Source organism: Pseudomonas sp. TE3786, from assembly GCF_054057335.1.
In genome coordinates, this window is sequence record NZ_JBSRZF010000001.1 from 1 (window position 1) to 25,762 (window position 25,762).

At 61.5% G+C, this 25,762-nt stretch carries 20 protein-coding genes and 1 pseudogene; 3 read left to right on the top strand and 18 right to left on the bottom strand.

The genetic code is table 11. From position 1 onward, the window contains the following. Window positions 1-170: 170 nt before the first annotated feature. On the top strand, window positions 171-2,093 hold the full coding sequence (locus tag ACVW0Y_RS00005; RefSeq protein ID WP_457435188.1) for a bifunctional metallophosphatase/5'-nucleotidase: 1,923 nt from the start codon (window positions 171-173) through the stop codon (window positions 2,091-2,093). An 82-nt stretch (window positions 2,094-2,175) separates the two neighbouring features. Further along, a complete protein-coding gene (gene can / locus ACVW0Y_RS00010) occupies window positions 2,176-2,823 on the top strand; it encodes a carbonate dehydratase (RefSeq protein WP_457435190.1) in 648 nt (215 codons plus the stop codon). A 146-nt stretch (window positions 2,824-2,969) separates the two neighbouring features. On the opposite strand, the gene osmE is transcribed toward can, so the two are convergent. Next, entirely contained in the window at window positions 2,970-3,308 is a 339-nt protein-coding gene (osmE, locus tag ACVW0Y_RS00015; protein WP_457435191.1) for an osmotically-inducible lipoprotein OsmE, read from the bottom strand. 231 nt (window positions 3,309-3,539) lie between these two features. Next, window positions 3,540-3,743, bottom strand: coding sequence for a hypothetical protein (locus tag ACVW0Y_RS00020; protein ID WP_457435192.1), 204 nt, complete (start codon window positions 3,741-3,743; stop codon window positions 3,540-3,542). A 193-nt stretch (window positions 3,744-3,936) separates the two neighbouring features. Between ACVW0Y_RS00020 and ACVW0Y_RS00025 the strand changes: the two genes are divergently transcribed. Continuing rightward, the gene (locus tag ACVW0Y_RS00025; protein WP_457435193.1) at window positions 3,937-4,407 is read left to right on the top strand and encodes a GreA/GreB family elongation factor; all 471 of its coding nucleotides are present in this window, start codon (window positions 3,937-3,939) and stop codon (window positions 4,405-4,407) included. 77 nt (window positions 4,408-4,484) lie between these two features. On the opposite strand, the gene ACVW0Y_RS00030 is transcribed toward ACVW0Y_RS00025, so the two are convergent. The 16 genes and pseudogenes from ACVW0Y_RS00030 to ACVW0Y_RS00105 all read right to left on the bottom strand — a co-directional run bounded on the left by ACVW0Y_RS00030 (window position 4,485) and on the right by ACVW0Y_RS00105 (window position 25,564). Then, on the bottom strand, window positions 4,485-5,750 hold the full coding sequence (locus ACVW0Y_RS00030) for an Hsp70 family protein (protein WP_457435195.1): 1,266 nt from the start codon (window positions 5,748-5,750) through the stop codon (window positions 4,485-4,487). A gap of 331 nt (window positions 5,751-6,081) precedes the next feature. Further along, window positions 6,082-6,681, bottom strand: a complete 600-nt coding sequence (locus ACVW0Y_RS00035) for a MarC family protein (protein WP_457435196.1) — start codon at window positions 6,679-6,681, stop codon at window positions 6,082-6,084. A gap of 30 nt (window positions 6,682-6,711) precedes the next feature. After that, a complete protein-coding gene (locus ACVW0Y_RS00040) occupies window positions 6,712-9,498 on the bottom strand; it encodes a response regulator (RefSeq protein WP_457435198.1) in 2,787 nt (928 codons plus the stop codon). 125 nt (window positions 9,499-9,623) lie between these two features. Further along, on the bottom strand, window positions 9,624-10,913 hold the full coding sequence (gene purD, locus ACVW0Y_RS00045) for a phosphoribosylamine--glycine ligase (RefSeq protein WP_457435199.1): 1,290 nt from the start codon (window positions 10,911-10,913) through the stop codon (window positions 9,624-9,626). A gap of 172 nt (window positions 10,914-11,085) precedes the next feature. After that, window positions 11,086-12,693 (bottom strand): bifunctional phosphoribosylaminoimidazolecarboxamide formyltransferase/IMP cyclohydrolase, encoded by a 1,608-nt coding sequence (gene purH / locus ACVW0Y_RS00050; RefSeq protein WP_457435201.1) that lies wholly within the window; start codon window positions 12,691-12,693, stop codon window positions 11,086-11,088. 76 nt (window positions 12,694-12,769) lie between these two features. Then, window positions 12,770-13,090, bottom strand: a complete 321-nt coding sequence (fis, locus tag ACVW0Y_RS00055; protein WP_457435202.1) for a DNA-binding transcriptional regulator Fis — start codon at window positions 13,088-13,090, stop codon at window positions 12,770-12,772. Continuing rightward, on the bottom strand, window positions 13,087-14,085 hold the full coding sequence (gene dusB / locus ACVW0Y_RS00060) for a tRNA dihydrouridine synthase DusB (RefSeq protein WP_457435204.1): 999 nt from the start codon (window positions 14,083-14,085) through the stop codon (window positions 13,087-13,089). Before dusB ends, fis begins: the two co-directional genes overlap by 4 nt. A gap of 167 nt (window positions 14,086-14,252) precedes the next feature. Then, the gene (locus ACVW0Y_RS00065) at window positions 14,253-15,605 is read right to left on the bottom strand and encodes a DUF3426 domain-containing protein (protein WP_457435206.1); all 1,353 of its coding nucleotides are present in this window, start codon (window positions 15,603-15,605) and stop codon (window positions 14,253-14,255) included. Window positions 15,606-15,662: 57 nt separating this feature from the next. Continuing rightward, window positions 15,663-16,541: a 50S ribosomal protein L11 methyltransferase gene (gene prmA / locus ACVW0Y_RS00070; protein WP_457435207.1), complete on the bottom strand. Its 879-nt coding sequence runs from the start codon at window positions 16,539-16,541 to the stop codon at window positions 15,663-15,665. A gap of 41 nt (window positions 16,542-16,582) precedes the next feature. Continuing rightward, window positions 16,583-17,449, bottom strand: coding sequence for an EI24 domain-containing protein (locus ACVW0Y_RS00075; protein ID WP_457435209.1), 867 nt, complete (start codon window positions 17,447-17,449; stop codon window positions 16,583-16,585). A gap of 65 nt (window positions 17,450-17,514) precedes the next feature. Then, window positions 17,515-18,858 carry an acetyl-CoA carboxylase biotin carboxylase subunit gene (gene accC / locus ACVW0Y_RS00080; RefSeq protein WP_457435210.1) on the bottom strand — a complete coding sequence of 448 codons (1,344 nt, stop codon included), beginning with the start codon at window positions 18,856-18,858 and terminating at the stop codon, window positions 17,515-17,517. 17 nt (window positions 18,859-18,875) lie between these two features. Further along, window positions 18,876-19,334, bottom strand: a complete 459-nt coding sequence (gene accB, locus ACVW0Y_RS00085) for an acetyl-CoA carboxylase biotin carboxyl carrier protein (RefSeq protein ID WP_457435212.1) — start codon at window positions 19,332-19,334, stop codon at window positions 18,876-18,878. A gap of 24 nt (window positions 19,335-19,358) precedes the next feature. Next, a complete protein-coding gene (aroQ, locus tag ACVW0Y_RS00090) occupies window positions 19,359-19,802 on the bottom strand; it encodes a type II 3-dehydroquinate dehydratase (RefSeq protein ID WP_108098429.1) in 444 nt (147 codons plus the stop codon). Between the two features lie 129 nt (window positions 19,803-19,931). After that, on the bottom strand, window positions 19,932-21,722 hold the full coding sequence (locus ACVW0Y_RS00095) for a protein-disulfide reductase DsbD (RefSeq protein ID WP_457435215.1): 1,791 nt from the start codon (window positions 21,720-21,722) through the stop codon (window positions 19,932-19,934). A gap of 137 nt (window positions 21,723-21,859) precedes the next feature. Continuing rightward, window positions 21,860-22,375, bottom strand: a pseudogene (locus ACVW0Y_RS00100) (methyl-accepting chemotaxis protein); the annotation flags it as partial. Between the two features lie 1,581 nt (window positions 22,376-23,956). Beyond that, on the bottom strand, window positions 23,957-25,564 hold the full coding sequence (locus ACVW0Y_RS00105; protein ID WP_457435217.1) for a diguanylate cyclase: 1,608 nt from the start codon (window positions 25,562-25,564) through the stop codon (window positions 23,957-23,959). Window positions 25,565-25,762 lie beyond the last annotated feature (198 nt).

The following is a 25,762-nucleotide window of genomic DNA, read 5'->3' on the forward strand; positions in this document are numbered from 1 at the left end:
GGGGGGGGGGGGGGGTGGGGGGGGGTGGGTGGGGGGGGGCCCCCCCTCCGGGCCGTCGGGGGCAACTCGGCGCCCCTGTTTGCCGGGCCCCCCCCCCCCCCCCCCCCCCCCCCCGCTACTACAGGGACGGTGTAAATCGGCACCACAAGATGATGAATAAGGACCTGTTCATGCACCTGCTCCGCCCCTTGCTAGTCAGCCTGCTGCTGACCTCAACCCTGGCCACCGCTGCCCCGCGTGATTTCACCATCCTGCATACCAACGACTGGCAGTCGCGCTTGCTGGGCTTTGGCCCCAACAACGAATACACCCCGGCCACCGTCAACGACGATGGCACCGTCGGCGGCGTCGCCCGTCTGGCTACTCTGGTCAAGCAACGCCGCGCCGCAGCCGGCGAGCAACCGCTGCTGTTGCTGGATGCCGGCGACTTCACCATGGGTACCCTGTTTCACACCATCACCCGCGAGGCCGGCAGCGAGCTGCGGCTGATGAGTGAAATCGGCTATGACGCCACCACCCTCGGCAACCATGAGTTCGACTTCCGGCCCATGGGCCTGGCCGCCATGATCACCGCCGCCGCGAAGGCCGAAGGGGCGAAGCTGGTACCGATCATCGCCAGCAATATCCAGTTCGACCCCAACAGCCCTGGCGACGACAGTCTCAAGGCCCAGCAGGACGCCGGGCGCATCGTGCCCTACAAGGTGGTGGAGAAGGGCGGCATCCGTTTCGGCCTGTTCGGTCTGTTGGGTTACAACGCCATTGCCGTGTCGCCGATGACCAAGCCGGTGACCTTTGCCGACCCGATTGAAACCGCGAAAACCATGGTCAAAAAACTCCGCGAGGAGGACAAGGTCGATGTGGTGATCCTGCTCTCGCACATGGGCGTAGTGCAGCAGGACGACGGCAGCTGGCGCGGCGAAGAAGTGGAAATGGTCGAGCAGGTGCCGGGCATCGATATCGTTGTCGGCGGCCACTCCCACACCGCATTGCCACAACCGGTGCTGGTCAACGGCCACACCCCGGTGGTGCAGGCCGGTTCGGAAATCCAGTACCTGGGCGAGTTGCATATGCGCCTGGGCGAGGACGGCCAAACCCAGGTGCGCGACTACAGCCTGCACCCGATCAATGACCAAACCCCGGGCGATGGGGTGATCACCACCCAGGTCGACGACTTCAAACAGCAAGTCAGCAAGCAGATGCTGGAACCCAAGGGCTACCGCTTCGACCAGCCGTTGGCCAAGGTCGATAAAACCCTGACCCGCGAACATGACGATCCGATTCTCGCCAATCTGGTCACTGACGCCCTGCGCGATGCCACCGGCAGCGATATCGCCTTTACCGGCAACGGCACCATTCGCGATGACATGATCCAGGGCCGCAGCGGGATACAGGCGGTGTCCGACCTGTTCCGCATTGCGCCGCTGGGCATTGGCCAGCTGGATGAGGCACCGGGCTATCCGCTGGTGAAGGTGTATGTCACCGGCCAGGAGGTAAAAGACATCCTCGAAGTGTTGTTGCTGGCCTACCAGATGCGCGACAGCGACAGCTACTTTCCCCGGGTGGCGGGGCTACGCTTCAGCTACAACCCCTACCGTGTGCCGTTCGATCGCGTCAGCCGGGTGGAACTGGGCGATGCCGTGCGCGGCTATCACGACCTCGACCTGAACGATTCCAGGCTCTACAGCATTGGTGCCAGCAGTTATGTCGGCAGCTTTACCTGGCTGATTTCCGACCTGAGCAAAGGCCTGATGACCGTGGTGCCCAAAGACGCCAACGGCAAGCCGCTGGCTGAACTGAATGACGCAATCATCGACGCCGACCCCAACACCCCCGGCGTGCAGGAGTACAAGGAATGGCAGGGTCTGCTCGACCATATCCGCCGCCTGCCGGACGTCGACGGCGATGGCCTGGCGGACATTCCCACCACCGGTGCCGCCGCCGAACAGCGTATGGTGCGTGCAGCGAGCTTTGCGCCGGCCGAGCTATTCCGGTATGCGGGCACCTTGCAATGGGGCGTGAGCGTGGTCGTGGTGCTGGGGTTGCTGTTGATTCTCTGGCTGCTGCGCCAGGCCGTGCGCCGTCGCCGGCCTTGATGCTGTGACCCGAGCATCCGGCGGCTTGTCAAAGGCACCAGGCGCACCGTAGGGTGCGCATCGGATTTTTGGGAGTACTGATATGAGTGACGATCTGCAGCAGCTGTTTGACAACAACGCGCGTTGGGCGGAGTCGATCAAACAGGAAGACCCGGAATTCTTCGAAAAACTCGCCCGCCAGCAAGTGCCTGAATACCTGTGGATCGGCTGCTCCGATGCGCGGGTGCCGGCCAATGAAATCGTCGGCATGTTGCCCGGCGATCTGTTCGTACACCGCAACGTCGCCAACGTGGTGCTGCACACCGACCTCAACTGCATGTCGGTGATCCAGTACGCGGTGGATGTGCTCAAGGTCAAACATATCCTGGTCACCGGCCACTACGGCTGTGGTGGGGTCAGGGCGTCGATGAAGGATGTGCAGCTGGGCCTGATCGATGGCTGGATCCGCTCGATTCGTGATCTCTACTACGACCAGCGCGAGCACCTGGCGCAGCTGCCGACCGAGGAAGAACAGGTCGACCGTTTGTGTGAACTGAATGTGATCCAGCAAGTGGCCAATGTCAGCCACACCACCATCGTCCAGAACGCCTGGCACCGTGGGCAGAAGCTGTCGGTGCACGGCTGCATCTACGGCATCAAAGACGGCCGCTGGAAAAACCTCAACGTCACCGTCAGCGGCATGGAGCAACTCCCGCCGCAGTACCGCCTGCGTCCGCTCGGTCAGAGCTAAATCAAAAACATCGCGGCTGAAGCCCTCCCACAGGGAAATACGTTTCCTGTGGGAGGGGCTTCAGCCGCGATTCCTGTAAACGTCGTTTTCAGGTCAGGCCAATCGCGGCTGAAGCCGCTCCTACGAGGCGGCAATTACGGATTGGATTACTGCACGCGTTCGTTGTGTTCCATCTGCTCGCAGGTCATAAAGCCCTTGCCATCGACCCGGTTATTGGCATCAAAGCTCACGTAATACACCTGCTTGGAACCGTCCTTCTCCATCACATAGTTATTGCAGGTGCCAGAGCGCACGGTGCGATGGATTTCGGTGGAAGGTGGGCCGCCCAGGGTCAGTACCTGGGATTTGCTCATGCCGACGTCCACTTGCTTGGCCAGTGGTTCATCGCGATAGGTGACGTAGTCGACCGGGTTTTCCATTTTGCTGGCACAACCTGTAACCGCTGCCAGTGCACAAAGAGCCGCGAGGAGTTTGGTTTTGTACATGGTGTCGTTCCTTCTGGGGAGCCGTTGTCGGCTTACCTGATTTTGAGGCCGTTCAGGTGAACTAAGTTCGAGTTTTTTGCCCCTTAGCTACTCCTGTAACAACAATGCTGGCGCTCGCCAGATCTGCCCAAGGACATCCCTATGTTTGCCAATACTCTTCGTTCGTTGTGGCTGCTCGTGGTGGGCGCGACATTGCTCAGTAAGAAAAAATATGCGCCCGGGCGGCGACCGTTACTGCTCTTCGCTCGCCTGCTTCAGGCGCTCGTTACTCACCGCATTGGCCGCATCGATCTTCTGCTGCATATCTTTCATTTGTTGCTGGGCCTGCTGCGCCTGTTTGGCTTGCAGCGAGGCGGTAGCGGCGCTTTCGCCAAGGCCACAGGCGCTCAAAGCGGCGGCGCAGGCGAGGATGGCAAGGGCCTTGAACGGGGACATGGTTCACTCCAAATGGGGAAGGCCGCAGCCAGTTGCCGAACTCTAGCAAAAGCCTTTCATAAACACTGCGTGGGGCGACACAATGGCACCACTGCGATAGCGTAGGAGCGGCTTCAGCCGCGATCCCTGCAAGCGTCGTTTTCAGGTCTGGCCACTCGCGGCTGAGCCGCTCCTGTGAACCCTATCAGTCTCTATGAACAAAACCCGCCTTCACCAGCTCTTTGTCGAACGGCTCAGCGCCGATTTGCATAACGCCCAGCTTGCCCTGCAAACCGCCCATGAAGCGGCTACCCATGAAGAAAACGTCGCCGAAAACAAGTACGACACCCTGGGGCTGGAGGCGGGTTATCTGGCCCATGGTCAGGCGCGGCGGGTGGCCGAGATCGAACAGGCACTGCTGGCCTTTCGCGCGCTGCAGCTGCGTGAGTTCGATGCCGACAAAGGCATTCAGCTAAGCGCGCTGGTGCTGCTGGAAAGTGACAGCGGGCAACAGCGCCGGCTGTTCCTGGTGCCAGATGGCGCGGGGATGAAAGTGCCGACCGACGATGGCGAAGTGATGAGCATCACCCCGCACTCGCCCATGGGCCAAAGCCTACTCGGCAAGGCTCCGGGGGATGTGGTTCTGGTGAACGGCCAGGAATCCGAAATTATCGAGGTCGCGTAGGGCGAATAACCGCTAGCGGTTATCCACCGCCTCGATCTCAACGCCCACGGCGGATAACGCCGTGGGCGCTATTCGCCCTACCCGTAACGTTTCTTCGCTTCGATGGCCAGGCCGCTGCCGATACTGCCGAAGGTATCGCCTTCGGCATGCCGGGCATTGGGCAGCAGGCGCTGGATATTCGCGCGCAACGCCGGAATGCCGCTCGAGCCGCCGGTAAAGAACACCGTATCGATATCCTCGGTGCTCACCCCGGCATCGGCCAGCAGTTGCAGCACGCTGCCGTTCACTTTACCCAGCAGGCCGTCGATGGACTCGTCGAACAGCTCGCGATTCAGTTCCGCCACCAACCCGGATTCAACGCGCTCCAGGGAGATATTGCGGCTGTCCATCTCGGTCAGCTCGATCTTGCTCTGCTCGACCTGCATGGCCAGCCAGTGCCCGGCGCGCTGTTCGATCAGTTTGAAGAAACGGTCCAGGCCATCGGTGTCCAGCGCGTCGTAGCGCATGTTTTTCAGCGCGGTCTGCGCCTGCTGCGAATACACGGCGTTGATGGTGTGCCAGGTCACCATGTTCAGGTGGTGGCTGGTGGGCATATAGGCCTGGTTTTTCATCCGGCTGCCATAGCCGAACAGCGGCATCACGCCGGCCAGGCTCAGCTGTTTGTCGAAGTCGGTACCGCCGATATGCACGCCGCCAGTGGCGAGAATATCGTTCTGCCGCTCGGCCACCATATGACGCTCGGGGGCCAGGCGGATCAGCGAGAAGTCCGAGGTGCCGCCGCCGATGTCGACGATCAGTACCAACTCTTCGCGGCTGATGGTGCTTTCGTAGTCGAAGGCGGCGGCAATCGGTTCGTACTGGAAGGATACGTCGCTGAAGCCAAGCTTCTTGGCCACGGCTACCAGGGTGTCTTCAGCTTCCTTGTCGGCCTTTTCATCGTCATCGACAAAGAATACCGGGCGACCCAGCACCACGGATTCGAACGGGCGGTCGGCAACGGCTTCGGCGCGGGTTTTCAGCTCGCCGATAAAGTAGCCGAGGATGTCCTTGAACGGCAGGCTGCTGCCCAACACGGCCGTTTCACTTTTCAGCAGCTTGGAGCCCAGCAGGCTTTTCAGCGAGCGCATCAGGCGCCCTTCATAGCCTTCCAGGTATTCGTGCAGAGCCTGGCGGCCGTACACCGGGCGGCGTTCTTCGAAGTTGAAGAACACCACCGACGGCAGGGTGATTTTTCCATCTTCCAGGACGATCAACGATTCTTCGCCGGGGCGCAGCCAGCCGACGGTGGAGTTGGACGTGCCGAAGTCGATGCCAATGGCTCGGGCAGGTTGCGCGTTGGTCATGAATGGATTCCGGGGGTGCAAAAACGGCCGCGCAGTTTACGCGAAGGTGTGGGGTGATGCGCGGGAAGGTTTGGGGAAGCGATGAAGGGTTTTTGCCCTGCACCGTCATTCCCCCCGCAGGCGGCGGTCCGACATTCATGGTGTTGCGGGAGAATGGTGCTCGGCTGGGAGCCAGAAGCTCGCAGCAATACGACGCACCTGAAACAGTGCAGAGTCTATAGCAGGGGGGGCACCCGCAAGCGCAAAAGCTGCCCAGCGTTGGCTTTTTACTTGCGCCCCCCATCATCCCCTCCTGCGCGGGGCTGATGAGTGTTGTTTTCGAGGGCGAGGTTTACGGGGTAATGAGGTAACCCTTGATCCCGGTAAATATGATCTGCGCCGCCAGCGCACAGACGAACAGACCCATCAGCCGGCCGATGATCTCCAGGCCCTGGTCGCCGAGAATCCGTTCGAACATATCGCTGAGGTACAGCACCACGCCCACCGTCACGCTGGCCAGACCGATGGCCACCAGGGCGATCAGCTTGCTGTCCCAGTGTGGCTGGCCGGCACCCATCACCAGCATGGCACCGATGGTACCGGGGCCGACGGTGAGCGGAATGGTCAGCGGCACGATGGTGACGTCTTTGCTCTGGTTTTCGTTCTGCACCACCGGATTGCCTTGCGCCATGCCCAGGGCAGAGATGAACAGCACGCTGCCGGCGCCAATGCGGAAGGCATCGATGGTGATGCCGAACACGGTGAAGATGCTTTGCCCGAACAGATACAGCACGCTACTGGCGATCACCACGCCGGTGGCCACTTTCCACGCCAGCTTCTTGCGTTCTTTGACGGTGTAGCCACGGGTCATGCCGATAAAGCACGACAGCACGAAGAACGGGCTGTAGAGCACCAGCATCTTCAGGTACAGGCTGAACAGGGTGGACAGCATGGGCAGGCTCGCAGGCAGAAAAGAGGAACGTCAGTGGGGCAGCGCCGAGTCGGAGGCTTCCTGCCGCCGGGCGTCGCGTTCGGCTACCCAGTGTTCCACCAGCTCGCGCAGGTTGGATAGCTCCACCGGTTTGGCCATATGGCCGTCCATGCCTACCAGCCGTGCGCGCTCCTTGTGCTCGGAAAGAATATGCGCGGTCAGCGCCACCACCGGGGTGCGCTGGCGCTGCTCGCGGGCTTCCCAGGCGCGCAATTGTTCGGTGGCGGAGAAACCATCCATCACCGGCATTTCACAGTCCATCAGCACCAGGTCGTACTGCTGGGCTTTCATTGCACTCAGGGCTTCTTCGCCATTGCTGGCGGTGTCCGGCTGCAGATTGAGTTTGCCCAGCATGCCGCGGATCACTTTGGTGGAAATGCTGTTGTCTTCGGCCACCAGAATGCGGAAGTCTTCGGGGAATTCCTGGGGTGCCACCACCGGCGCAAAAGTGCGTGGCTCGAGGCCCGGCTTGCGCTGCGCCAGTTCGTCGGCGAGGGTGGTTTTCAGGGTGTAGCCGGCCACCGGTTTGGCCAGGATGCGTTTGATCCCGGCGTTGCGCGCAATGATCTTGCTCGGCGCGTTGCTGATGCCGGTGAGCATGATCAGCAGCACATCGTGGTTGAGACTCGGGTCTTCCTTGATCTTGGCGGCCAGCTGCATACCGGTCATGCCGGGCATGTCCTGATCCAGCAGGACCACATCGAAATATTCGCGAATATTGGCCTTGGTACGCAGCAGCGCCAGGGCTTCCTTGCCCGATGGCACGGCGCTGACGGTCAGGCCCCAGGCGCTGCACTGTTGCAGCAATACCTTGCGGCAGGTTTCGTTGTCGTCCACCACCAGCAGGCGCGCGCCCTGCAGCGGGCCGTCGAGGTCGGCGGTGGGGTTTTCCAGGCGTTCGGCGTCCAGTGGCAAGGTCAGCCACAGGGTATTGCCCTGGTTGCCGCCGCTCTGAATACCGAAGGTGCCGCTCATCAGACGCACCAGCTGGCGGGCGATGATCAGGCCCAGGCGGGCACCCAGGCCGGTGGCGGCGAGGAAGTCCTTGCTGTGCAACTCGGCATTGAGCAGCGCGTCGCGTTCGTTGCTGTCCAGCGAGCGACCGCTGTCCTGCACGGCAATCCGCAGGCGCGGAACGTCGCCCGTGGTATCCACGGCCACCACCAACAGCACCTCGCCTTCGTCGGTCTGTTTGAAGGCGTTGTCCAGCAGGCTCAGCAGGGTCTGGCGCAGGCGCGTGGGGTCGCCACTGACCACCCGCGGTACCTGCGGCTGCATAAAACTGATCAGCTCGACCTTCTGCTGCTCGGCCTTGGCGCGGAAGATATCCAGACAGTCGTCGATCAGGGCATTGAGGTCGAATTGCACATCGTCCAGCTCGATCTGCCCGGACTCCAGTTTGGAAATGTCGAGGATCTCGTTGATCAGGGTGAGCAGTTCGTTGCCAGAGCTGTGGATGGTCTGCACATAGTCGCGCTGCTTGGTCGACAGCTGGGTGCCGAGCAGCAGTTCGGTCATGCCCAGCACGCCATTCATGGGGGTGCGGATTTCATGGCTGATCTTGGCCAGGAATTCGGCCTTGGCTTTCAGCTCGGCCGAGCTGGCGGCCAGGTCGCGGCTGACGGCGAAGTGCTCCTGCTGCAGGCGCAGCTGGCGTTCGGCCAGGGCCAGGCTCTGCAGAAAACCGCTGGCCGCCGCCACACTCAGCAGGTTGTAGGCCAGCCAGTCGGAGTCGATTGGCCAGTAGCCAAACAGCGATGGCAGCGCGGCGAAAAACGCCAGGTTGAAGATCAGTTGGGCAAGGGTAAATAGCCGCGCCGGTCGATAGCCGCGCAGCCAGTGACGGGCAGTCACCAGCAACATGCTGAGGCTGTTGATGGCGGCGAACAGATACACCACGCGATTGAACGGCAACTGATTGGCTACCAGCACCAACACGGCCAACAGACCGGTGGCGACACACTCGGCCAACAGCACGCGGCGCCACAGACCGTGGGGTTGCACGCGCTGGAAGAAGCTCAGGGTGAAGCCCAGCCCGCACAGCGTGGCCAGCAGAATCGACAGGTTGCCAGCTTGCACCTGCAGCGCCGGCCAACCCGCCAACCAGGGCGTGCTGATACCCAGCAGGGTGCTAGTGGTGCCCAGCAGGCTCAATTGCGCCAGCGCCAGCCACAGGCTGCTGCGCAGGCGGGTGTAGGAAAAACGCACGAGGTTATAGAGCACTAGCAGGCCGAAGGCGGCCAGCAGCATGCCGTACAGCAACGGGCGGCTATCATCGGCGGCCATCGCGCTGGCATCGTCGATGCGGATGGCCGGGCGCAGGCCATGGCTGCTGGACAGGCGCAGGTAGAGATCCAGCGTGTCGCTGCTGACAGGCAGCGGCAGAAGCAGGTCGCGGCTGGGTAGGGGACGCTCGGCCATGGGCGTCTGGCTGCTGGTGCGGGTGCTGGCCAGCAGCTCGTTGCCGCGCAGGACATACAGCTCGAGTTGGCTGAGGTAGGGGGCAAATACCCGCAGCAGGCGTTCACGGCCATTGCCCGGCAGGCGGTAGTGCAGCCATTGCGCGGCGTTGTCGCCGGGGGTGTACAGCTGTTGGATATCGATGGGGCTGAAGCGGCTGACACTGGCATTGCTGCGCACGTCATCCAGTTGCAGGTGGGCGGCGGGGTCCAGCAGCACTGACCATGAGCCGCGCTCCGCCGCCTGGGCAGGCAGTGGCGACAGTGCGGCCAACAGCAGACTGACGGCGAGTCCTATGGCGATCCTGAGCCCTTGCACAATGAGATCCCTTCAGCTTTGAGTGGTCGGATTATAGCCAACCTAGGGTGGCCGGTAATACGCAAAAGGCAGCTCGTTGAGCTGCCTTTTGTGCGTTTTTGCCGACCAATTGCGTAATTACGTCCTCAGTCTTCGCCGCGCTCGCGGGCAATCGCCCGATAACCGATGTCGTTGCGATAGAAACAGCCATCCCAGTCAACCTTTTTCGCCAGCTCATAGGCCTGGGCCTGAGCCGCCGAAACGGTTTCGCCCAGGGCGGTGGCGCAGAGTACGCGACCACCAGCGGTGACCACTTTGCCATCGCTCAGGCTGGTACCGGCATGGAACACCTTACCGTGTTCCGACACGGCGGCATCCAGACCTTTGATCTCGACACCCTTGGCGTAGTCGCCCGGGTAGCCGCCAGCGGCCAGCACCACGCCCAGGCTCGGCCGCGGATCCCACTGTGCTTCGATCTTGTCCAGCGCTTCGGCCAGGGCACCTTCGATCAGCAGCACCAGACTGGATTGCAGACGCAGCATGATCGGCTGGGTTTCCGGGTCGCCGAAGCGGCAGTTGAACTCGATGACCTTCGGCTTGCCGGCCTTGTCGATCATCAGCCCGGCATAGAGGAAACCGGTGTACACGTTGCCTTCGGCAGCCATGCCACGCACGGTCGGCCAGATCACTTCGTCCATGGCGCGCTGATGCACGTCCGGGGTGACCACTGGGGCAGGGGAGTACGCGCCCATACCGCCGGTGTTCGGACCGGTGTCGGCATCGCCTACACGTTTATGGTCCTGACTGGTGGCCATTGGCAGCACATTCTTGCCGTCGACCATGACGATAAAGCTGGCTTCTTCGCCTTCCAGGAACTCTTCGATCACCACCCGCGAACCGGCGTCGCCAAAGGCATTGCCAGCGAGCATATCGCGCACCGCGTCTTCGGCTTCCTGCAGGGTCATGGCGACGATCACGCCTTTACCGGCGGCCAGGCCGTCGGCCTTGATCACGATCGGCGCGCCCTTTTCACGCAGGTAGGCCAGGGCTGGCTCCACTTCGGTGAAATTCTGGTATTCGGCGGTGGGAATGTTGTGACGGGCGAGGAAGTCCTTGGTAAAGGCTTTCGAGCCTTCCAACTGGGCGGCACCAGCAGTGGGACCGAAGCAGCGCAGGTTGCGGCTGCGGAACAGGTCGACCACGCCTTTGACCAGCGGCGCTTCCGGGCCAACGATAGTCAGGCTGACATTCTTCTCGGCGAAGTCGGCCAGTTGTTCCAGGGCCAGCACGTCGATGGCCACGTTTTCGCACTTGGCTTCGGTGGCGGTACCAGCGTTGCCTGGGGCAACAAATACTTTTGCAACGCGCGGGTCTTGCGCGACTTTCCACGCCAGGGCGTGTTCACGACCGCCACTGCCAATGATCAATACATTCATGGTGCAAGCCTCTGTGGGGCGCCGAAGCGCGGGGGGCTAAAAAATCAGGCGACGCCTATCGAGGGTGCGATGACGTAGGTAGATGCACGGCGGATTGGGCTTTTGCGAGCGCAGTTGCCGCATCGTAAAAGTCCAATCCAACGCCGCAGATGCCTGCGTCAGCGCAGCCGTCTTAGTGTCTGAAGTGGCGCATAGAGGTAAATACCATGGCGATACCGGCTTCGTCGGCCGCGGCAATCACTTCGTTATCACGCATCGAACCACCCGGCTGAATCACGGCGGTAATGCCGTTTTTCGCCGCGTTATCAATGCCGTCACGGAACGGGAAGAACGCGTCCGATGCCATGACCGCGCCCTGCACTTGCAGGCCAGCATGCTCGGCCTTGATGGCGGCGATACGGGCGGAGTTCACGCGGCTCATCTGGCCGGCGCCGACACCGATGGTCTGACGGTTCTTGGCGTAGATGATGGCGTTGGACTTCACGTACTTGGCCACTTTCCAGGCGAAGATCAGGTCGTGAATTTCCTGCTCGGTCGGCGCGCGCTTGGTCACTACTTTCAGGTCATCGGCGGTGATCATGCCGATGTCGCGGCTCTGTACCAGCAGACCACCGTTGACGCGCTTGTAGTCCCAGGCAGCGGCGCGCTCGGCGTTCCACTGGCCGCAGGCCAGCAGGCGCACGTTGGCTTTGGCCGCGACTACTTCGCGGGCTTCGGCTGTCACGCTCGGGGCGATGATCACTTCGACGAACTGACGGTCGACGATGGCTTTGGCGGTGGCCGCGTCCAGCTCACGGTTGAAGGCGATGATGCCGCCAAAAGCCGACTCGGTGTCGGTGGCATAGGCCAGTTCGTAGGCCTGGCGAATGCCGCCTTCGCTGTCCAGGGCCACGGCCACGCCGCATGGGTTGGCGTGCTTGACGATCACGCAGGCGGGTTTGACGAAACTCTTCACGCACTCCAGCGCGGCGTCGGTGTCGGCCACGTTGTTGAACGACAGTTCCTTGCCTTGCAGCTGGGTGGCGGTGGCCACGCTGACTTCGGCCGGGTTGGCTTCCACGTAGAACGCCGCGCTCTGGTGCGGGTTCTCGCCGTAGCGCATTTCCTGGGCCTTGATGAACTGGCTATTGAAGGTCCGCGGGAATTCGCTGCGGCCTTCTGTGCTCAGGGTTTCAGCCGTCTGGTTCACGGTGCCCATATAGTTGGCGATCATGCCGTCGTAGGCGGCGGTGTGTTCGAAGGCCTTGAGCATCAGGTCGAAGCGCTGAGCGTAGGTCAGGCCGCCGGCCTTGAGGTTTTCCAGAACGGTGGCGTAGTCGCCAGCGTTAACTACGATGGCCACGTCTTTGTGGTTCTTGGCAGCCGAGCGAACCATGGTGGGGCCGCCGATATCGATGTTCTCGATGGCGGTCGGCAGGTCGCAGCCGGGTTTGGAGATGGTCGCTTCGAAGGGGTAGAGGTTGACCGCCACCAGGTCGATCGGCTTGATGCCGTGCTCGGCCATGATTGCATCGTCGGTGCCGCGGCGACCGAGAATGCCACCGTGGATTTTCGGGTGCAGGGTTTTCACCCGGCCATCCATCATTTCCGCAAAGCCGGTGTAGTCGGCGACTTCGACGGCAGCTACGCCATTGTCCTGGAGCAGTTTGAAGGTGCCGCCGGTGGACAGAATCTCCACACCAAGGGCGGACAGCTCACGGGCAAACTCGAGGATGCCGGTCTTGTCGGAAACGCTGATCAAGGCACGGCGAACGGGTAGGCGGGTGGTTTGGTCGGTCATCTCAATTTCCATCTGAAGCGAAGAAATCAGCAAAAAAGGGCGGCTGTCAGGCCGCCCTTTTTCGTTTGAATACTCGTTATAGAAGATCGTATTGCTTGAGCTTTTTACGCAGGGTTCCGCGGTTCAGGCCGAGCAATTCGGAAGCCTTGGTCTGGTTGCCCTTGACGTAGTTCATCACGGTTTCCAGCAGTGGCGCTTCGACTTCGGACAGCACCAGGTTGTAGACATCACACACATCTTGCCCATCCAGATGGGCGAAGTAGTTGTGCAGCGCCTTTTCCACATTGCCGCGTAAGGTCTGGCCTTCTTCGCTCGGCGTGTTGAGGTGCTGTTTCAAATTGACGTTATCGGTCACAGGTGCAATTCCACTCACTAAAGTCTCAGTCATCATCGTCATGCGGCCACCTCATCTCCATCGTTGTGACGTTCGGCGAAGAACTGCCGCACGCTGGCGCATTGCACGTCCGTGTTTTCCAGACGATTGAATTGGGCGCGAAACTCCCTGGCGCCCGGCAGGGTGGAGAGGTACCAGCCAACGTGCTTGCGCGCGATTCGCGGGCCCATCACGTCACCGTAGAAACTGTGCAGTTCGGCCAGATGCTCTAGCAGAATGCGTTCCACCTCATACAGCGTAGGCACCGGCAGGTGAGTGCCGGTGCGCAAGTAATGCTCGATCTCGCGAAAGATCCACGGCCGGCCCTGAGCAGCACGACCAATCAACAACCCATCAACGCCCGTGCTGTCGAGCACGTGGCGGGCTTTCTCTGGCGAGGTGATATCGCCATTGGCGAACACCGGAATCGACACTGCCTGCTTGATCGCGGCGATGGTTTCGTACTCGGCTTCACCGGTGTACAGATCGGCGCGAGTGCGGCCGTGAACTGCCAGAGCGGTAATGCCGCAATCCTGGGCAATTCGCGCAACGGTGATGCCGTTTTTATTATCGCGGTCCCAACCGGTGCGAATTTTCAGGGTTACCGGCACATCTACCGCGGCAACCACTGCCTGCAAAATCGCACTGACCAGGACTTCGTCTTTCAGCAGCGCAGACCCCGCTGCCTTGTTGCAGACCTTTTTGGCCGGGCAACCCATATTGATGTCGATTATCTGCGCGCCCAGATCCACGTTAGCTCGTGCGGCGTCAGCCAGCATCTGCGGATCACCACCGGCTATCTGAACCGAGCGAGGCTCGGGATCACCGGCATGAATCAGACGCAAACTGGATTTGCGTGTGTTCCACAGGCTCATGTCGCTGGTCACCATCTCCGATACCACCATCCCGGCTCCGAGGCGCCGGCAGAGCTGGCGAAACGGGCGATCAGTAACACCCGCCATGGGGGCGAGAATCAGCTGATTGGGCAATGTGTATGGGCCGATGCGTACCGCCGACATGGGGCTTCCCTGCTGAGAAAGGCGGATCTGAGAGTGCGAAAAAGGGTGGGCATGATACCCGCTCTCGATGACTGGATAAAGGCTGTTTTGGATAAATTATGAACAGCTTTAGCGAGTCAGAAAGTCGCGAGCGACAGTCGAGAATGGCAAAAACGTCGTGTGGAAAATCACTCGGGCGAGTGAAAACTCAGGCTGTAATTCACGGCCTTGTTGCCTGGGTCGAGGATGTCCAGGGAGATATGAATCGGCGTTTGCGGTGGCATTTCGGCCTGTCCGGCCAATTCGCCGGCCAGGTATTCGCTGGGCTTGAAGCGACGACTGGCAAGTAGTTGACCGTTGAGGTCAGCAAAGCGTATTTCCAGCAGCGGGAACGGTTGGGCGAAGGTGGCCCGGTTGTAGATGATCGCATCCACCACCAGCGCGCCGTTGAAGTCCGGGTGGCTGCGCACCACCAGGTTGCTGCTTTTGATCAGGCTGATTTCGACCTTGGACGGCAGGCTGCAACCGATGCTCGGGCACAGCTCTTCGAACCACGGGCGGTACTGGTCCTGACGGGCCAGCTCATCGAAGTGGTAGGCCACGTATTGCGTGACCAATGCGGCCGCACCGATCAGGTTGAGCAAGCCCCAGCCGATCCAGCGGCCCCAGGGTTTGCGCTGTTCCTGCCAGTCCAGTTGCAACGGGTCATCGGACAGATGGAACAGGCTGTCATCGCGCAGGGCGGGTTCGCTGCGCGATGGCATGTTGAGGTCTTTGACCGCAGAGAAGTTGTCGCGCGGGTGCTCGTCCTGGTCTTCTTCATCGACCGCAGGGCGCTCGCTATCGCGGTCGGCGCTGAGTTTGAAGGCCGGCTCCAGATCGTCTTCGTCGTCGATGCGGCCATTGCCGAGTGACGGTTCGTCATCCACCGGCAGCGGCTCGCCGACTTCTGTCGCAGGCTCTGGCGGGCGGGCCCGGAAAACCGGTGGCGGCGGGGCCAGGCTCGGGGCCGGCGGCTCGATACCATCGCGGCTTGGCGCCGCTGCGGTTTCTTTTTTCAGCAGGGCTTCGGCCCAGCCTTCATCGTGGTGATCGTCGATGCGATCCGGGGCTTTGAGGAAATCGTCTTTGGGTTTGTTCGCCGGTGCCAGGGAGAGGAATTCCTGGGACAGCTGCAGCTCTTGCTGCTCCAGCTTGGCCAGCTCTTCGTCGAGGCTGTCCAGGTCCAGATCGTCGTGAATCCACAGGGTTTCGCTGGTGGCTTTGCCCGCCGTTGGAATGGCCGCCGCGGGCGTCGAACGCAGCGCCGCTGGCACAGGCGGCGGGACTGGTGCCGGTGGTTTTATCGGTGCCGGAGTGCTGACCGCAGATGGCGGTGCCTTGGGCTGCAACGGATGGTCATCGAGAATTTGCTGAGCCGCGTTGAATACATGCAGGCACGCCCCGCAACGCACAGCGCCATGCGCGGCACCCAGCTGCGTACTGCTGACGCGAAAGCTGGTGCGGCAATGTGGGCATTGGGTGACGAAGCTGGCGGTCATGCAGTATTCCGGGGGTTGCGCAAATCGATCGGGGGCTAGTTTAACTCAAGGCTTGTATCAGCGGCGGCGGCCGCTGATACGCACCCAGCCATCTTTTTCGGCGGTGGGGTCGAGCTCGAACGCTTGCTCGTAAGCAGCGCGAACTTCTTCCGCCTGCTCGGCGAGGATGCCCGACAAGGCCAGGCGCCCTCTGGGTTGAACCAAGGCGGTGATGGTGCCAGCGAGTTGGACCAGCGGACCAGCCAGAATGTTCGCCACCACCACTTCGGCCTGTTGCTGCGGCAGGTGTTCTGGCAGATACAGCGGGAACCGCGCGGGGTCGATGCCATTGCGTCCGGCGTTATCACGCGAGGCTTCCAGCGCTTGCGGGTCGATGTCGGTACCGACCGCCTGCTTGGCACCCAGCAGCAAGGCGGCGATGGCGAGAATGCCTGAGCCGCAACCAAAATCCAGCACATCGACACCGTTCAATTGCTGACCATCCAGCCATTCCAGGCACAGCGCGGTGGTCGGGTGGGTGCCGGTGCCAAAGGCCAGGCCCGGATCAAGCAGCAGATTGACCGCATCCGGCTCCGGGGCGGCGTGCCAGCTCGGCACGATCCACAAGCGTTGGCCAAAGCGCATGGGCTGGAAGTTATCCATCCAGCTGCGTTCCCAATCCTGGTCTTCGATACGCTCGACCTGGTGGTCTGGCAGGGTGCCGCCAGTCAACAGGGTCAGGTGCGCGAGCAGGTTGGCTTCATCGACATCGGCTTCGAACAGGGCGAGCAGGTGGGTACGCGACCACAGCGGGGTGGTGCCCAGGTCCGGCTCGTAGATCGGTTGGTCTTCGGCGTCCATAAAGGTTACCGATACCGCGCCCACGGACAGCAGGGCGTCTTCGTAGGTTTCTGCCTGTTCCGGGCTGATGGCGAGACGGACTTGTAACCACGGCATAACGAACAACCTCGAAGACGATGCTTATAGAAGAGCGGGCTTTAACAGGGCGGCAAGCTTACTTGAGCTGCCGGCGCCGCACCAGCCGGGCTTTGCGCGGGGTTCAGGCCACGGTAGGCGAGGTGGCAGGCACCACCGGCCAGCAAGGCTGGAACCAGCAGATTCACTACCGGTACTGCGGCGAGCAAAAACACCAGCAGTCCGAAGGCCATCACCGCGCCACGTCGGCCACTGAGAGCGGCAAGCTGTTCGCTGCTGGTCGCCAGGCTGGCAAAGGCGGCTGGGGTGAGAAAGCGCACATTCAGGTACGCAAACAACAGTAGCAGCAACACGCCATTGAGCAGCGGAATCAGCAGGCACAGCAACGTGCCGAGCGTGACGCCCAGCCAAGGCCCGATCACATACCGTGCGCCGAGCAGCAGTTGACGATCACGATCGGCGCGCCGCTGCAGCTCGGGATAGTGACGGATGCAGCGTTCGCGCATCGCGCCCATCATCACCCAGCTCAGCGCCAGACGAATGCTGGCGACGATGGCGGCTATATAGAGTACGGCGAACATCACCAGTGCCAGGGCGGCGACATAGATCACCAGCATGGCCAGTCCGGCGCCCATCCCGCCCATGGCAACCACGCTGCCGCTACCTCCGCCACCGCCACTGAGACTGGGCAACAAGCCCAGTACCGCGCCGCCGTAAATGACGAAGAATGACAGCGCGCCACAGGCGATGCCGATTTGTTCGTAGTACTTGAAGAACAGCCAGGTCCACAGCGCGAACATCAGGATGCACAGCCCGGCCGAGCGCAACAGAATGCCGGGACGCAGGCTATCCCTGAAGGCCAGGCCCAGGCAGGTGAATGCTTCGCCGAAGGCGGCAGCGGTAGTATCGAAAGCGGCTTTGATGGCCATCACATGATCCCTGTGAAAATGAAAAAGGCCGCATCAAGCGGCCTTTTTCGTCGAGCGATTGCGGCTTAGTGAATACCCAGTTTCTTTTCCAGGTAATGGATATTTACGCCGCCCTTGCAGAAGCCTTTATCCCGAACCAGATCACGGTGCAGCGGGATATTGGTCTTGATGCCGTCCACCACAATCTCGTCCAGCGCATTGCGCATGCGTGCCATGGCCTCGTCACGGGTCGCCCCGTAAGTGATCAGCTTGCCGATCAGCGAGTCATAGTTCGGCGGTACGCTGTAGCCGCTGTACAGGTGCGAATCAACCCGCACGCCATTGCCGCCAGGGGCATGGAAGTGCTTGACCTTGCCGGGGCTCGGCATAAAGGTCGACGGGTCTTCGGCGTTGATCCGGCACTCCAGGGCATGGCCACGGATCACCACATCTTCCTGCTTGATCGACAGCTTGTTGCCAGCGGCGATGCTGAGCATCTCCTTGACGATGTCGATGCCGGTGACCATCTCCGATACCGGGTGCTCCACCTGAACGCGGGTGTTCATCTCGATAAAGTAGAAGGCACCGTTCTCGTACAGAAACTCGAAGGTGCCGGCACCGCGGTAGCCGATATCGATACAGGCTTTTACGCAGCGGGCGAACACTTCCTGGCGGGCTTTTTCGTCGATGCCCGGAGCCGGTGCTTCTTCCAAGACCTTCTGGTGGCGGCGTTGCAGCGAGCAATCGCGGTCACCCAGGTGAATGGCGTTGCCCTGGCCGTCGGACAATACCTGCACTTCCACATGACGTGGGTTGGTGAGGAATTTTTCCAGGTAGACCATCGGATTACCAAACGCCGCGCCGGCTTCGGTGCGGGTCAGCTTGGCCGATTTGATCAGGTCGTCTTCGTCATGCACCACACGCATACCGCGACCACCGCCGCCGCCAGCGGCCTTGATGATCACCGGATAACCGACTTCGCGACCGATGCGCAGGGCCGTTTCTTCGTCTTCCGGCAGCGGGCCGTCGGAACCGGGAACTGTCGGTACGCCGGCGGCGATCATCGCGTGCTTGGCCGAAACCTTGTCGCCCATCAGGCGGATGGTGTCGGCTTTCGGGCCGATAAAGGCAAAACCGGATTTCTCAACCTGCTCAGCGAAGTCGGCGTTTTCGGCCAGGAAACCGTAGCCAGGGTGAATGGCGGTAGCGCCAGTCACTTCGGCGGCGGCGATGATGGCCGGAATATGCAGGTAGGATTTGTTCGCGGGGGCAGGGCCGATACACACCGTCTCGTCTGCCAGGCCCAGGTGCATCAGCTCACGGTCGGCGGTGGAGTACACCGCGACTGTCTTGATCCCCAGCTCTTTGCAGGCGCGCAGGATGCGCAGGGCAATTTCGCCGCGGTTGGCGATCAGCACTTTTTCCAACATCGCAGGCTCTCCGCGGTTCAAACGATGGTGAACAGCGGTTGGTCGTACTCAACCGGCTGGCCGTTTTCCACCAAGATGGATTCGATGACGCCGCTGGTTTCAGCTTCGATGTGGTTCATCATTTTCATGGCTTCGACGATGCACAGAATGTCGCCTTTCTTCACGCTCTGGCCCACTTCAACGAAGGCCGGCGAGGTCGGTGCCGGGGTGCGGTAGAAAGTACCGACCATCGGCGAGCGCACGACATTGCCATTGAGCTTGGCGACGGCCGGTGCCGCATCGGCAACCGGAGCAGCGGGGGCGGCCGGCGCAGCAGCAGGTGCTGGGGCGGCGAAAATTTGTGGAGCGGGGGCGTATTGCGGTTGTTTGCCATGACGGCTGATACGTACGGACTCTTCGCCCTCACGGATCTCCAGCTCATCGATGCCGGATTCTTCCAGCAGCTCGATCAATTTCTTAACTTTACGAATATCCATAAGTAGCAACTCCCAAGGAAGAGGTCAGGGGCGTTCAAGTTGTTCCAGGGCAGCCTCCAGGGCCAGCCGGTAACCGCTGGCGCCAAGGCCGCAGATCACACCTACAGCAACATCCGAAAAGTAGGAGTGATGGCGGAAAGGTTCTCTCTTGTGCACGTTAGAGAGGTGCACTTCGATGAATGGGATGCTCACCGCCAGCAGCGCGTCACGTAATGCGACGCTTGTATGTGTAAAAGCTGCCGGATTGATAAGAATGAAGTCCACCGCCTCGCTGCGAGCGGCGTGAATACGCTCGATCAGCTCGTACTCGGCATTGCTCTGCAGGTACATCAGATGGTGGCCGGCTTCACGGGCGCGGCGTTCCAGATCGAGGTTGATCTGTTCCAGGGTGGTGGCGCCGTAGACGCCTGGTTCGCGTGTGCCCAACAGATTCAGGTTGGGGCCATGCAGCACCAGCAAGGTGGCCATAGGGTGTGTTCCTTATTGTTTTGCCATTCGACGCTGCGCCGGACTATGCCGCAGGCTGGTTGGGCATGTCCAGTTCTCAGCAGTACCAAGCACGATAGCAGCAGATTGCTGCAAATATAGCTCTGCTCGTCAGCGCGTGGCTGCCGTGCGCAGGCGTTCAGCGAAGGTGGCGGCGTCAACCTCGCCTACGACACGGATATCGACCCACTCGTCACCATTAGGGGCAAAAAACAAAATGGCGGGCGGGCCGAACAGCTTGTAGCGGTCGAGCAGGGTGCGTTGCTCTTCGGTGCTGTCGGTGATGTCGAAGCGCACAAGGCGATAGCGGCCGAGCTGGCTGGTGACCTCGGGCGCATGCAGCACTTCACGTTCGATCACTTTGCAGCTGATGCACCAGTCGGCATACCAGTCCAGCAGCAGGGGCTGCTTGGCGGCCTTGGCCGCAGTGAGGGCGGCGTCCAGTTCGGCTGGGGTTTTGACTGTTTGCCAGGGAGTGGCGACTGGCACCGCACCCGAGGCTGCAACGCTGGCAGTCGGACGACCGAGTGGGCGCAGCGGATCGCTTTCACCCTGCAGGGCACCCACCCAGGCGGTGATGCCGTAGACCAGCAACACCAAGCCAAGCAACTGCGCCAATCGCTCACGCGGTGCCTTGTAGCTGAACTCCAGGGCACCGAGAAACAGCGCCACGCCCACTGCCAGCAAACCCCACAGCGCCAGTGCCAGACTCGGCGGCAATACGCGCTCCAGCATCCATACCGACACCGCTAGCAGCAGCACGCCAAACCCATTGCGCACGGTCACCATCCAGTTGCCGCCTTTGGGTAGCAAGGTGCCGCCGCCGACGGCGAACAACACCAGTGGCGTGCCCATGCCCAAGCCGAGGGCAAACAGCTTCAGGCCGCCACCCAGGGCATCGCCGCTGGCGCTGATATACAGCAAGGCACCGGCCAGAGGCGCGGATACACAAGGCGAAACCAGTAGACTCGACACCACGCCCAGCAGCGCCGCGCCCCACAGCGAACCGCCTTTGGCATTGCCGGCCATACGGTCCAGGGGCTCGCTGATAAAACGCGGCAAACGCAGTTCGAAGACGCCAAACATCGCCAAGGCAAACACCGCAAAAAACAGCGCAAAGGGCACCAGCACCCAAGCCGATTGCAAGCGCGCCTGCAGATTCAGCTCGGCCCCGAAGATCCCCATCAGCGCACCGAGTACGGCAAAGCACGCGGCCATCGGCAGCACATAGGCCAGCGACAGGCTCAAGCCCCGCAACCCGCCAATCTGCCCGCGCAGCACTACGCCGGAAAGGATTGGCAGCATCGGCAATACGCATGGGGTAAAGGTCAGGCCCAGGCCAGCGATAAAAAACAGCAGCAGTTCATGCCAGCTCCAGCCCGTCGCCGCGGTGGTCGCTGCGGCGGAGCCAGTGGCTGCCGATGGATTGCTCGGTGCGCCTTTGCCGTCGAGCTCCAGGCGCTCGGTTTCCGGTGGATAACACAGGCCTTTATCGGCGCAACCCTGGTAGGTAACAAACAGGGTATAGGGCAGGTTGTAGGCGTTTTTTAGCGGCAGCTCGACATCGAGAATGCCGTGGTACACCTCGACATCGCCAAAATACTCATCGTGCTTTTTTTCGCCCGGCGGCAATTGTGCCGGGCCGTTGCCGACGTCAGCAGGTTCGATGCGGAACTGAAAACGATGGCGGTACAGGTAATAGCCGTCGGTGGCGACAAAACGCAGCTTGACCGAGGTGGCGGTGTTTTCCACCACGCTCAACTTGAACGCTTCGCGCACCGGCAGGAAGTCGGCGCTGTTATTCAGCGGCGCGCCAAGGGTGGCGCTGGGGCGGTTATCCAGAAGACTGGCGCTGACGGGCAGGGCGAGCAACAGCAGAAACAGGCTGAGCAGGCGGCGCATGGAATTCTCGCAACAAAGAAAGTGCGCGCAATCATAGCGGAAAGCGTTGCGCCGTGGCCTTGGGCGAATCGCCACAGGGATTTTCGGCGGAGCAAAAAGCGGGTTTTAGCCGCGATGGCCCCGACGCGATGTCCCGATCAAACGCGAAATGCCTGCACAGCCGTATGCAACTGCCCGCCGAGGGCCTGCAACTGTTCGCCCTGATTACGCCCATGACCAATGCGCTCCAGGTTGTCGCCCCCCAATTGATGGATGCGCTCACTGTGCCCACGAATCTCACTCACCGCGCCGCTCTGCTGCGCCGTGGCATCGGCAATCCGCTCGGCCATGCTGGCGATGGTGCGGATCGCGCTGACAATTTCATCCAGCGCGCCATCGGCCGCCTGGGCCTGGCTGGCTGTCGCTTCGGCATGACCAACCTGGGCGCGCATGGCTTCCAGAGATTGTCCGGCGGCCTGTTGCAGGCGACCAATCAATTGCTGGATCTCGCCGGTGGCACCCGCCGTTCGTTGCGCCAGGGTGCGAACCTCTTCGGCCACCACGGCAAAACCGCGACCACTTTCCCCGGCGCGGGCAGCTTCGATGGCGGCGTTCAGGGCCAACAGATTGGTTTGTTCGGCGATGGAGCGAATCACCGTCAGTACACCGCCGATGGTGGCGGTCTCGGCGGCCAGGCGTTCGATGGCCTGGGCGTTGCCTTGTACTTCGCTGACCAGGGTGTGCATGCCATTCAGACTCTGGCCAATTACCGTCTGCCCTTGCTCCAGGGCGCGGCCGGCTTCGCGGCTGGCATCAAAGGCCTGGCTGGCATCGCCGGCCACTTGCTGGATGGTGGATTCCAGATCGCCCAGGGCGTCGCGAATCTGTTCGGTATCTCCGGCCTGCCGCTCGGCACCGCTGTGCAGACCGTTGCTCAGTTCGGCCAGAGCGCGGCTACTGCCGGCAACCTGTTCGGCGTGTTGGCGAATGGTGCCCACCAGGTCCACCAGGTATGCGCGCAGACGGTTGAGGGACTCTTCGATATCGCGCAGTTCGCGGGTTTTCGAGTCCAGTTGGATATCGCTGGCAAAGTTTCCCTGGGCCCAGGCCGAGAGTGACGGTGCCAGGCGACTGAGAACGGTGCTCAGGCGGCGCTGGATGCGGTCGATGACCAACGCGATCAGCAGAATCAGACCGATCATGGCACCTTGCAGTACACGCACTTGCAACTGAATGCGGCCGTACTCGGCGCGAACCGTCGGGGCCAGTTCGTCGAGGGCGTGCTGGGTGGCGTTGAGTTTTTCGCGGGTTTTGCTCGCCAGAGCGGCGCGGTTCTGGATCAGGTCGCGGGTACGGCTCAATTCGCTGGGGTAGCGTTTGAGCAGGCTGCCCAGCTCGCGCTTGAGGGCGATGCCGCGGTCTTCGGCCTGGCTGGCGCTGCTGTCGGTGGCGATGCCCATCATCGAGGCAAAATCATCCGAGCCGGAGTTGCTGGCATCGGCTACGCCCAGCAGCGGCAAGGTCTGCAGGGCGTCGGCTTGCTGGTTGAGGATAGTGATCTCACGTTCCACATCGCCGGCCAATTCATCCCGAGCACTGCTCACCAGCTTGCCGCGGGCATGGCCAAGGCGGGTGAGGTGTACGGCCGCATTGAACAGCGGGGCGCGGTAGGCGGCGCTGTCGCTGCCAGTGGCGCTGTCCGCATAGCTGCTCAGTTGTTCCAGAGAGCCGGAGATTTCCCGCTCAGCTTGCAGCAGCAGCCCCTGTGGGTCGCCGGCCAATTTACCGGCCGCGAGCAATTCGCTGGCGGTGAAATTTTGCAGGTCGTTGAGGCTTGGTCGCAGGTCGCCGGCCAGCTCCGCTGGCAGCTCGTCCAGGGCTTGCTGCAGGCCGTCGATGGCCTGGCTGGCAGCGCTGTGGCGAAGGGCGTCGCCGCTGCCCAGGTAGTCCTGAATACTGTTGGCCACCTCAGCCTGGAACCGTTGCGACAGGCTGAGGTACTGCTCCATCAGCTTGTAAGGGGTTTCCAGAGCGCGCTGCGACCACCAGAGGGTCACGCCCAGGGCCAGGCAGACGGCAACGAGCAAGGCGGTATTGAGGTTTGTAAGGTGCTTCAGGCGCATAGACAGGACTCGACCGGGAACACATGGCGTCAAAACGCCATGACTGGCTTTAAAGTCCTGAATTTATTGCTTTTTCATTGCAGGCTGATGACAGCGTGACGGTCGTCACGCTTTTCTGAGGGGGCGGCGAGCTTAGCCCTGAAAGGTTTCCACGCGATTGCGGCCGCCGTGTTTGGCCACGTACAGGGCCTGGTCGGCCTGTTTCGACAGAGCATTGCTGTCGACGTCGCCCTGCAATTGGGCGATGCCGCAGCTGAACGTGCAGGTCAGGTCCTGGGGCGTGGCGGGGAAGTGGATCTCGGCAAACCGTTGACGGATACCGTCCAGCACCTTGGCAGCGGTGGCCGCGTCGGTGTTGGGCAAGACCACGGCGAACTCTTCGCCACCATAACGGCCGATATGGTCGGTTTTGCGCAGGCGCTGCTTGAGAAACAGCGCCAGGCTCTTGATCACCCGGTCGCCCATGGGGTGGCCATACACGTCGTTCACTTTCTTGAAGTGGTCGATATCGAGCATGGCGAAGGTGACTGGCTGATTATCACGACGGGCGCGGGTGCGGGTGTCGTCAAGCAACTGCAGGATATGGGTGTGGTTGTACAGGCCGGTGAGGCTGTCGCGGACCATGCGCGATTTCAGGTTGCGCGCCCGCTCGGCACGGTTGCGCACCGTGGCGATCAGGTGGCGCGGCTTGATCGGCTTGGTGAGGAAGTCGTCGCCGCCTTCGCTCATGGCATCCAGCTGCTTATCCAGATCGTCTTCGGCCGACAGGTAAATGATCGGTACGCTTACGTAGCGGTCGTTGTGGCGAATCACCTGGGCCAGCTCGGTGCCGCTGCACTCTGGCATATACATATCGAGAATGATCAGATCGGGCTGGAATTCGGCCAGTGCACTCATGGCCTTGATCGGGTCGGTGAGCGTGTGGGTGATGATCCCGGCGCTGTTCAATACCCGCTCGGTGTGCGTGGCTTGGGCGCGGGAGTCGTCGATCACCAGCACGCGGAAGGGCTCGTACTGGCTGACATGGGTGAGCACTTCGATACGCTCGAGCAGGGTCGAGGCATCCAGGCTGCCGGTGAAAAACTCCTGCCCCCCGGCGCGTACAGCGGCCAGGCGGGTAGGGGTGTCGGTTTCTTCTTCGCTGTAGAACAGCAGGGGCAGTTTCTGCTCAAGGTCCTGCTGCACTTCGTTGGCCAGCTCCAGGCCTTGGCCCGCTCCTGCGAAATCCACTTCCATGACGATGGCTGCCGGGTGGCGCTCACGCATGGCGGCGCGGAAGGCATTGGCATTGGCGAAGGATTGCGCGCTCAAGCCAAAGAATTCCAACTGCTGCGCCAGGCGCTCGGCGCGCTCGCGGTCCTGCAGGCCCAGGTACACCGGCTTGCGCAACGGCGGCAGAAAGGTTTGTTCGTATTGATCGCCATGGCGCAGACCGGTGCGCGACAGGCGTTGCATCAACTGGTTGAGTTCGGTGATCAGCGCGCTGTTCAGGCGCCCCTTGTTGGCCTCGCTGGCTTGCAGGCACTGACCGATGCTGCGCGCCAGTTGCGCGTGTTCGTCCTGGCCGAAGCGTTCGGCGTAGCGCAGCAGACGCAGGTTGGCCTCAGCCAGTTCGGCATCGTTCCATTCCCGTTCCTGCAGCCGTTGCCATACTTCCAGCACTTGCCGCGCCTGGTGAATTACACGCTGGGCAAAGTGGTGTTTGAGGCGATCGCTGCTGAGGTCTTCTTGCTCGGACATGGCCGGACGTCTTCTTTAGTGCGCGGTTGCCGCTCAGGCGGCTCGAATGGTGGCGCTATGCTACCAATGCCTATTTTGTACGCTAGTACCGTCGATCATTTGACGCCAATGAAACAGCATTTTTTTGACGGGCGGTGGAAAATTCTGACAGGTGTCGAGGCTGTTACTTAACCAGCGGTAAGTTTGCGTCGTCGCGCT

What these genes read in the sequence shown, in the direction of transcription:
- ACVW0Y_RS00025 (WP_457435193.1), top strand. Translation starts at nt 3,937, where the DNA reads ATGAACAAAACCCGCCTTCACCAGCTCTTTGTCGAACGGCTCAGCGCC.
- purD (WP_457435199.1), bottom strand. Translation starts at nt 10,913, where the DNA reads ATGAATGTATTGATCATTGGCAGTGGCGGTCGTGAACACGCCCTGGCG.
- ACVW0Y_RS00030 (WP_457435195.1), bottom strand. Translation starts at nt 5,750, where the DNA reads ATGACCAACGCGCAACCTGCCCGAGCCATTGGCATCGACTTCGGCACG.
- ACVW0Y_RS00095 (WP_457435215.1), bottom strand. Translation starts at nt 21,722, where the DNA reads ATGCGCCGCCTGCTCAGCCTGTTTCTGCTGTTGCTCGCCCTGCCCGTC.
- ACVW0Y_RS00035 (WP_457435196.1), bottom strand. Translation starts at nt 6,681, where the DNA reads ATGCTGTCCACCCTGTTCAGCCTGTACCTGAAGATGCTGGTGCTCTAC.
- prmA (WP_457435207.1), bottom strand. Translation starts at nt 16,541, where the DNA reads ATGCCGTGGTTACAAGTCCGTCTCGCCATCAGCCCGGAACAGGCAGAA.
- ACVW0Y_RS00075 (WP_457435209.1), bottom strand. Translation starts at nt 17,449, where the DNA reads ATGGCCATCAAAGCCGCTTTCGATACTACCGCTGCCGCCTTCGGCGAA.
- ACVW0Y_RS00005 (WP_457435188.1), top strand. Translation starts at nt 171, where the DNA reads ATGCACCTGCTCCGCCCCTTGCTAGTCAGCCTGCTGCTGACCTCAACC.
- osmE (WP_457435191.1), bottom strand. Translation starts at nt 3,308, where the DNA reads ATGTACAAAACCAAACTCCTCGCGGCTCTTTGTGCACTGGCAGCGGTT.
- can (WP_457435190.1), top strand. Translation starts at nt 2,176, where the DNA reads ATGAGTGACGATCTGCAGCAGCTGTTTGACAACAACGCGCGTTGGGCG.
- accC (WP_457435210.1), bottom strand. Translation starts at nt 18,858, where the DNA reads ATGTTGGAAAAAGTGCTGATCGCCAACCGCGGCGAAATTGCCCTGCGC.
- ACVW0Y_RS00105 (WP_457435217.1), bottom strand. Translation starts at nt 25,564, where the DNA reads ATGTCCGAGCAAGAAGACCTCAGCAGCGATCGCCTCAAACACCACTTT.
- dusB (WP_457435204.1), bottom strand. Translation starts at nt 14,085, where the DNA reads ATGTCGGCGGTACGCATCGGCCCATACACATTGCCCAATCAGCTGATT.
- ACVW0Y_RS00020 (WP_457435192.1), bottom strand. Translation starts at nt 3,743, where the DNA reads ATGTCCCCGTTCAAGGCCCTTGCCATCCTCGCCTGCGCCGCCGCTTTG.
- fis (WP_457435202.1), bottom strand. Translation starts at nt 13,090, where the DNA reads ATGACGATGATGACTGAGACTTTAGTGAGTGGAATTGCACCTGTGACC.
- ACVW0Y_RS00065 (WP_457435206.1), bottom strand. Translation starts at nt 15,605, where the DNA reads ATGACCGCCAGCTTCGTCACCCAATGCCCACATTGCCGCACCAGCTTT.
- accB (WP_457435212.1), bottom strand. Translation starts at nt 19,334, where the DNA reads ATGGATATTCGTAAAGTTAAGAAATTGATCGAGCTGCTGGAAGAATCC.
- aroQ (WP_108098429.1), bottom strand. Translation starts at nt 19,802, where the DNA reads ATGGCCACCTTGCTGGTGCTGCATGGCCCCAACCTGAATCTGTTGGGC.
- purH (WP_457435201.1), bottom strand. Translation starts at nt 12,693, where the DNA reads ATGACCGACCAAACCACCCGCCTACCCGTTCGCCGTGCCTTGATCAGC.